Source organism: Microvirga sp. GN3, from assembly GCF_055792825.1.
The window spans coordinates 20609-27148 of record NZ_JBVVAK010000110.1 but is presented as its reverse complement, the minus strand read 5'-3'; the positions used below and the strand labels follow the sequence as shown (position 1 = coordinate 27148).

Sequence of the window (6540 nt, the reverse complement as noted above, 5' to 3'; positions counted from 1 at the left end):
CTGCAAGCTCAAAGAGTTCAAGCGCATTGCCATGAGAGCCGACAAAACCGACCAAAGCTTCTCCGCCATGATCTATCTCGCAGCCGCCGTCATCAATTCACGATAAATCCCCACAAGCCTTAGCCCGGAACATGCTCATCGAGGCATCGATTTGCAACCGTGCAAGGGTTTTAGGAAGCGCATTCCTTGCGGGCATGCTCCAGGGCTTTGCTGAAGCCATTGAGCGAATAGCGGTCGGTCAGGCTCGAGCCGCGGGCCGATTGCATCTTCACGGTCACTGTTCCGCTCCTCGCCATGGTGGCGATGGCCTGGCCTTCCTCGGCGGGATTCTTCAACCAGGCATTGGCGGCCTTGGTGATCAGGGCATAGGACGCATTGCCGATGGCGGCCTCGGCCGGGCCGTTCTCCTTGGCCGTGAAGCCAAGCACCAGGGCGACTTCGTTCTTCACGTTCTCCGCCGGGCGGAAGGACACGAAAAGATAGGCCGGATCCCGATTCAGGTTCTTCGGCAGCCGGTCCTTGGGCTGGCTGAGCGCATAGCAGATCTTCGAGCGGCCGGTCAGGGCCGTGTAGACGCCCCAATCGCCGTAAGAGGTGAGGAGCGAGGCGCCGCCCGGGCCGGTCGCGGCCTGGGCCGGCCTGGCGGCAGTAGCGGCCGCTCCAGCGGCGGTTCCCGCAGCCGCAGCGGCAGCGGGCTTGGCCGCATTGGTCCTGGTCGTCGCTGCAGGTTTGGGCTTCGCGGCCGGCGCCGGTTTGGCGGCAGGCCGTGTCGATTGCTGCCCACGCTGGGACTGAGCCAGAGCTGCAGGCCCGGTTCCGATGACGAATATGGCGGAAAGGATGCCCGCGGCGATGCCGCGCTGGAGAGATGCAGTAATCATGGGGCGGACCATACAACCGGATGGTTAAGAACTCTTCACCATCTCCGTTAAGGCTGCGCCAACGGATTGGCGATGCGTCGAAACGTGGCGGTGGCGACAAGCATGGCGGTTTCACCTGAACCGCAGCCCAATAAAAAGGGCCGCCGAAGCGGCCCAACTCAGTGGCACTCAAAGCTTGTTCGTCTTTTAAAAGTCGGAGGAAACGAAATAACTTTTTTGCGAACAGGATCTCTCTATAACGATCAGAAACAACATTGCAATAAGTCAATATTCTTTGTTCTGAATACGATCCTATTGAACGCAAGGTTAAGCTTGTTTTTCCGTCTCTCTGAGAGCTTTCCGCGCCTTCTCCTTGTGCTCTTCCGTAATGGAACCAGCGACCTGCGTGATCGCGGCGGCCAGCACGGCTGCATCATCGGCAAAGCCGAACAGAGGCAGGAGATCGGTGATCGCATCCGTGGGAAACACGAAATACGCGATGGCGCCGAGGAGAATGAGCTTCACGCGGCTCGGCGTCGAGGGATCGGTGGCACAGAAGAAGGCGGCCACGAGATCCTCCGCGAAGGGGATCTTGCCGGCAACACGCTTCAGCTTGTCCCAGAACCGACGCTTCAGACCCTCTTCGTCACGGGTCTCGTTGCGTATGGCCTCCATCTCGGCCTTGGTGAAAGGCTTCATGAAGGGTGCGCTCATCTATCTGTTCCTTCCTTAAGGGGCGTTCCCGATGGGTCGAGGATAGCTTAAGACGGCCATAGATAGTGGGAGAAAAGCGATGAAGCTCGACAAATTGATGGCAGCCATTGTCACAGGGGGGGCCTCGGGCCTCGGCGAGGCCACCGCGCGCATGCTTGCCGAAAACGGCGCGAAAGTCGCCATCCTCGATATGAACGCCGAGCGCGGCGAAGAGGTTGCCCGCGAGATCGGCGCCGTCTTCTGCAAGGTTGACGTGACGGACGAGGCGTCCATCGATTCGGCGCTGGCCGCCGCTCGCGCCGCCAATGGCATTGAGCGCATTCTCGTCAACTGCGCCGGCATCGCGCCGGGCAAGCGCACGGTCGCGAAGAAGCGCGAAACGGGCGAACTCATCTCCCATGATGTGGCAAGCTTCCGCCGTGCCGTCGAGATCAACCTGATCGGCACTTATGCCATGATTGCGAAATGCGCCACGGCCATGGCCGGCCTCGATCCGGTCACGCCAGACGGCGGGCGCGGCGTCATCGTCAACACCTCGTCGGTGGCGGCCCAGGACGGGCAGATCGGGCAGGCGGCCTATGCCGCCTCGAAGGGCGGCGTTTTGGGTCTCACGCTGCCCGTCGCCCGCGATTTGTCCGGCTTCGGCATCCGCGTGATGACGATCATGCCGGGCCTGTTCCATACGCCCCTGTTTGAGGGCATTGCTGAGGATTACCGCAAGGCGCTGGAGGCCAACGTGCCGTTCCCCTCCCGCCTTGGTCGCCCAGAGGAATATGCGACCCTGGTGAAGGCGATCATCGAGAACGATATGCTCAACGGCGAAGGCATCCGCCTCGACGGCGCGCTGCGCATGCAGCCGAAATAGGCGCGGCGGTCGCTGAAGGCCTATCGCTTCAACAGTCCTGCGGCCATCTGGTCCATGCGCTGCGCCAGCTCGATGTCACGGCGCGTCAGGCCCTTGGCGTCATGGGTGGACAGCGTCACCTCGACCTTGTTGTAGCCATTGCTCCAGTCGGGATGGTGGTTCATGGCCTCTGCCACGAGCGCGACGCGGGTCATCCAGCCGAAGGCCGCGTTGAAATCGTCGAAGACGAAGCGCTTATGAATGGCGTCGCGGCCTTCGACGAGCGCCCAGCCGTCGAGGGCGGGCAGGAGTTCGGCACGTTCGGATTCGGTCAGACGGGGCATAGGTGTGCTTCATCGTGAGGACAGGTTCGCCTTAGTGATGAAGCACAGAAGCGATGTTTCAAGGGCTTACGGAATGCCGAGAAGCCGGATGAGGCCCAGGCTGATCGCAATCAGCACCAGGAGCGAGAGCGTGACCGCAAGCGTCACCCGCCCACCGACATTCCTGAGCACCTTGAGATCGACGCCAAGCCCTAAAGCCGCCATGGAGATGATCGTGAAGAGCGTTGCGGTCGGCACGATCGCCCGCAAGACCGCATCGGGAATGACGCCGAGAGAGCGCAGCAGGGCGAGGCTCAAGAAGCCGACGATGAACCAGGGCACGAGCCGGTTCCAGGACAGACTCGGCTTCGCGTCCGTCGTGCTGCGGCCCATTGCAAGCGACAGCGCGATGACCACCGGCCCGAGCATCAGCACGCGCACGAGCTTCACCAGGGTGCCGAGCTGCGTGCTGACGAGGCTCACTGGTACGGTTGCGGCCAGTACCTGCGGCACCGCATAGACGGTAAGTCCGGCAAGCACACCGTATTGGGTCATCGACAGGTCGAGGAGCGGCACCAGCAGGGGCAGGGTGAGGACGACGATCACGCCGAGGATCGCCGTGAACGCGATGGAGGAGGCAACATCCTCCGGCCTCGCGCCGATGACGGGCGCCACGGCAGCAATCGCCGAGTTGCCGCAGATGGAATTGCCGCAGGCGACGAGCATCGCCATGCGCTTCGGCAGACCGAGCCAGCGGCCGAGTCCGTAGCTCGCCCCGATAGCAAGCGCCACCACGACGGCAATGCCGAGGATAAGTCCGACCCCCGCATCGAATACTGCCTGAAAGCTGATCGAGGCGCCCAACAGCATCACGGCGATCTCGAGCAGGGTCTTGGCGGAAAAGCCGATGCCGGGAGCCCAGCGCTTATCCGGCGTCCAGAGAGTCCGCACGATGGTGCCGATGAGGATCGCGATGACGAGCGCCTCGAGCCAGGGCCGGCCGGTCCAGTGCTCCTCCGCCCATTGCAGACCCATCGCCGCAATCGCAATTGCCGCGCACAAGCCGATGCCGGGCGCCAGTTGCGCGATGCGGTTGATATTCATGGAGATCGTTTCAGTCCTGGGCGTCTTGAGGCAGGGGCTAGTCCCAAGGTGCAGAGGATGCAAGCCTGAAATTACCCCGCTGTCATTCTTAGGAATGACAGCGGGGTAATTCGCGTATCACTTAATTCAAGACGCAAATCCATCCTCGATGGAGCGCCAATCCTGCGTCAGTGTGAACGAGTCGCGGTCGATGACGATGAAGCAGCCGCCGCCGGGATGTTGCGGGCGGCTTTCCTGCCCGATCTCCACCTTCTGCAGATGCGCGGTCAGCAGGCACCCGACGGCGCCATGGGAGACGACGATGATGTCACCGGATGTCTCGTCCTCGCGCAGGATCCGGCGGACGGCGTTCACGATGCGGGACTGTGCGTCGATGGCGCGTTCCCAGCCACGGATGCTCTCATGCGGGCGACCGAAGAATTCGCGCACCACGTCCCAGAATTCCGGCGGCGCGATGAAGCCCGTCGAAGAGCGGTCGTTTTCGCCCAGATCCTCGTCGGTCTCGTAGGACAGGCCGAGCGCTTCCGCCACGATGGCAGCCCCGTCCATCGCCTTCTGCTCGGTGCTGGAATAAACGGCGGACACATCCCGGTTTGCGAGCATTTCTGCGAAGCGCCCCATGCGGGCGCGCCCGATGGCGTTCAAGGGCCATTCGGGGATGGGCTGGTTCGGGTCGATGACCACTTCGGGATGGGTGATGAAGATGAGCGAAGCCATGGACCTCGATGTAACAGTCCTTCAAAGGTGCGTCGAGTCAGCTCAAAGGATAGGCCGCTTCGACGATATAGGGTCCGCCGCCCACGGAATTCCGCGAGGAATACAGAACGAAGCGATCCGCCGAGAAAGTCAGTTTCGGGAAATGGCCGCGGACCGCGATGTAGTCCGCCACATTGATGGGCGAGACATTGCGCAGCCGCGCCAGTGTTATATGCGGCGTGAACTTGCGCGTCTCCGGAGGCAGGCCAGCCTGGCGCAGGAGACGTTCCTGTTCCGCCTGGAGTTCGTTCAACTCGCCGTTGCCGGAGGTGCGGGCGAAGACGGCACGGGGCTTCCCGCCGCCGAATGTGTCCAGTCCATCGATGGTGATGGTGACCGGAGCGCGTTGGCGCCTTTCGCCGAGAATCGAAGTGACATCATCCGCCATGCGGTCGTCGATATCGCCGATGAAGCGCAGGGTGAGGTGATAGTTTTCGGGGTCGATCCAGCGCGCCCCAGGCAAGCCGCCGCGAAACTGCGACAGGGCCAGTGCGATCTCGGGCGGGATCTCGATGCCGGTGAACAGGCGTGGCATGCACCACCTCCCGAGGCTTGCTGACAATGCGTCAGACGATTGGTGGCCGGGTTTGTTCCAGATCGTAAAACGTCATCCCGGACGAGCGAAGAGAAGATCCGGGATCGCTCTAAGAATCTGGCAATGGAACCTCGACTGTCATCCCCGCGAAGGCGGGGATCCATAAACACCGTTCTGCCAGAACAAAGCGCCGTCAGCGGTTATGGATTCCGGGCTCCGCTGCGCGGCCCCGGAATGACAGTGTTTTATTCGTTCAACGTTCCCGGATCGACTGACGCCGTCCGGGATGACGCATTTCGTTACGTGCTTACGGACACGGATTGCAGTGCTCGACGTGGATCGCGTTGATGCGCTCTTCCAGTTCCGGCGTAATCGTCACGTTGATCGAGGCGATGTCCGTCTTCAGCTGCTCCATCGAGGTTGCGCCGATGATGTTCGACGTGAGGAAGAAGCGGGAGTTGACGAAGGCCAGCGCCATCTGGGCCCGATCGAGGCCGAATTCCTTGGCGAGCGCGATGTATTTGCGGATGGCCGCCTCGGCGGTCGGGTTTTCGTAGCGCTCGCCGCGGTTGAAGAGCGTCGTGCGCGATCCCGGCGGGCGCGCGCCGTCGAGATACTTGCCGGTCAGATACCCTTGCGCCAGCGGCGAATAGGCGAGCAGGCTCACGTTCTCACGCATGGTGACCTCCGCCAGCGCCACCTCATAGGTGCGGTTGAGGAGGTTGTAGGCGTTCTGCACCGATTGCACCCGGGCCTGGCCCTTGGCGTCCGCGTGCTTGAGAAAGCTCATGGTGCCCCAGGCACTCTCGTTGGAGAGGCCGAAATGGCGGATCTTCCCGGCTTTCACGAGATCCGTCATGATCTCGACCGTCTCGGCGATGGGGTGGGACTGGCCCTCCTGGTGCTGGAAGATCGTCGGGTTCGAGCCCCAGACCATGGGGCGGTCGGGCCAGTGGATCTGGTAGAGATCGATATAGTCGGTCTGGAGCCGCTTCAGGCTCTTGTTCACCGCCTCCTCGACCTGCGCCCGCGAGAGTTCGCCCTTGGAGCCGTCGTCACGGAACCAGGTGTTGTCGGAGCGGCCGATCACTTTCGAGGCCAGGATCACCTTGTCGCGGCTGCCCCGCGCCTTGAACCAGGAGCCGATGATCCGCTCGGTCGAGCCTTGGGTCTCAGGCCGGGGCGGAATCGAGTAGAGTTCGGCCGTGTCGAAGAAGTTGATGCCCTGGTCGAGGGCATAATCCATCTGCGCGTGGCCATCGGCCTCATTGTTCTGCTGGCCCCAGGTCATGGTGCCGAGACAGATGAGGCTGACATTGAGGTCCGTGCGGCCGAGGCGGCGATATTCCATAGGTCTGGCTCCTCGCGGGGACATGATCCGCCGCGTTCAGGCGAGAATGAGGC

The 6540-nt window shown here is 62.3% G+C and carries 8 protein-coding genes; 1 reads left to right on the top strand and 7 read right to left on the bottom strand.

The window, feature by feature from the left end:
* Positions 1-170: 170 nt before the first annotated feature.
* Together ACS5Q1_RS34170 and ACS5Q1_RS34165 are read right to left on the bottom strand one after the other, a co-directional pair.
* Positions 171-881, bottom strand: a complete 711-nt coding sequence (locus tag ACS5Q1_RS34170; protein ID WP_473102400.1) for a hypothetical protein — start codon at positions 879-881, stop codon at positions 171-173.
* 306 nt (positions 882-1187) lie between these two features.
* Positions 1188-1574, bottom strand: a complete 387-nt coding sequence (locus ACS5Q1_RS34165; RefSeq protein WP_246776707.1) for a YkvA family protein — start codon at positions 1572-1574, stop codon at positions 1188-1190.
* A 79-nt stretch (positions 1575-1653) separates the two neighbouring features.
* On the opposite strand from ACS5Q1_RS34165, the gene ACS5Q1_RS34160 reads away from it, so the two are divergent.
* Entirely contained in the window at positions 1654-2439 is a 786-nt protein-coding gene (locus ACS5Q1_RS34160) for an SDR family NAD(P)-dependent oxidoreductase (RefSeq protein WP_473102399.1), read from the top strand.
* A gap of 20 nt (positions 2440-2459) precedes the next feature.
* On the opposite strand, the gene ACS5Q1_RS34155 is transcribed toward ACS5Q1_RS34160, so the two are convergent.
* The 5 genes from ACS5Q1_RS34155 to ACS5Q1_RS34135 form a co-directional block, all read right to left on the bottom strand.
* Positions 2460-2762: a 4a-hydroxytetrahydrobiopterin dehydratase gene (locus tag ACS5Q1_RS34155; protein WP_473102398.1), complete on the bottom strand. Its 303-nt coding sequence runs from the start codon at positions 2760-2762 to the stop codon at positions 2460-2462.
* A 66-nt stretch (positions 2763-2828) separates the two neighbouring features.
* Positions 2829-3845, bottom strand: coding sequence for a YeiH family protein (locus tag ACS5Q1_RS34150; protein ID WP_473102397.1), 1017 nt, complete (start codon positions 3843-3845; stop codon positions 2829-2831).
* A 126-nt stretch (positions 3846-3971) separates the two neighbouring features.
* Complete coding sequence (locus ACS5Q1_RS34145; RefSeq protein ID WP_473102396.1) at positions 3972-4562, bottom strand: histidine phosphatase family protein; 591 nt, start codon at positions 4560-4562, stop codon at positions 3972-3974.
* Positions 4563-4599: 37 nt separating this feature from the next.
* On the bottom strand, positions 4600-5136 hold the full coding sequence (gene thpR / locus ACS5Q1_RS34140) for an RNA 2',3'-cyclic phosphodiesterase (RefSeq protein WP_473102395.1): 537 nt from the start codon (positions 5134-5136) through the stop codon (positions 4600-4602).
* Positions 5137-5443: 307 nt separating this feature from the next.
* The gene (locus ACS5Q1_RS34135) at positions 5444-6487 is read right to left on the bottom strand and encodes an aldo/keto reductase (RefSeq protein ID WP_473102394.1); all 1044 of its coding nucleotides are present in this window, start codon (positions 6485-6487) and stop codon (positions 5444-5446) included.
* Between the last annotated feature and the right edge of the window lie 53 nt (positions 6488-6540).

Bases quoted from the DNA above. Each gene is read 5' to 3' on its own strand.
- thpR (WP_473102395.1), bottom strand. From the start codon at position 5,136: ATGCCACGCCTGTTCACCGGCATCGAGATCCCGCCCGAGATCGCACTG.
- ACS5Q1_RS34170 (WP_473102400.1), bottom strand. From the start codon at position 881: ATGATTACTGCATCTCTCCAGCGCGGCATCGCCGCGGGCATCCTTTCC.
- ACS5Q1_RS34135 (WP_473102394.1), bottom strand. From the start codon at position 6,487: ATGGAATATCGCCGCCTCGGCCGCACGGACCTCAATGTCAGCCTCATC.
- ACS5Q1_RS34155 (WP_473102398.1), bottom strand. From the start codon at position 2,762: ATGCCCCGTCTGACCGAATCCGAACGTGCCGAACTCCTGCCCGCCCTC.
- ACS5Q1_RS34145 (WP_473102396.1), bottom strand. From the start codon at position 4,562: ATGGCTTCGCTCATCTTCATCACCCATCCCGAAGTGGTCATCGACCCG.
- ACS5Q1_RS34160 (WP_473102399.1), top strand. From the start codon at position 1,654: ATGAAGCTCGACAAATTGATGGCAGCCATTGTCACAGGGGGGGCCTCG.
- ACS5Q1_RS34165 (WP_246776707.1), bottom strand. From the start codon at position 1,574: ATGAGCGCACCCTTCATGAAGCCTTTCACCAAGGCCGAGATGGAGGCC.
- ACS5Q1_RS34150 (WP_473102397.1), bottom strand. From the start codon at position 3,845: ATGAATATCAACCGCATCGCGCAACTGGCGCCCGGCATCGGCTTGTGC.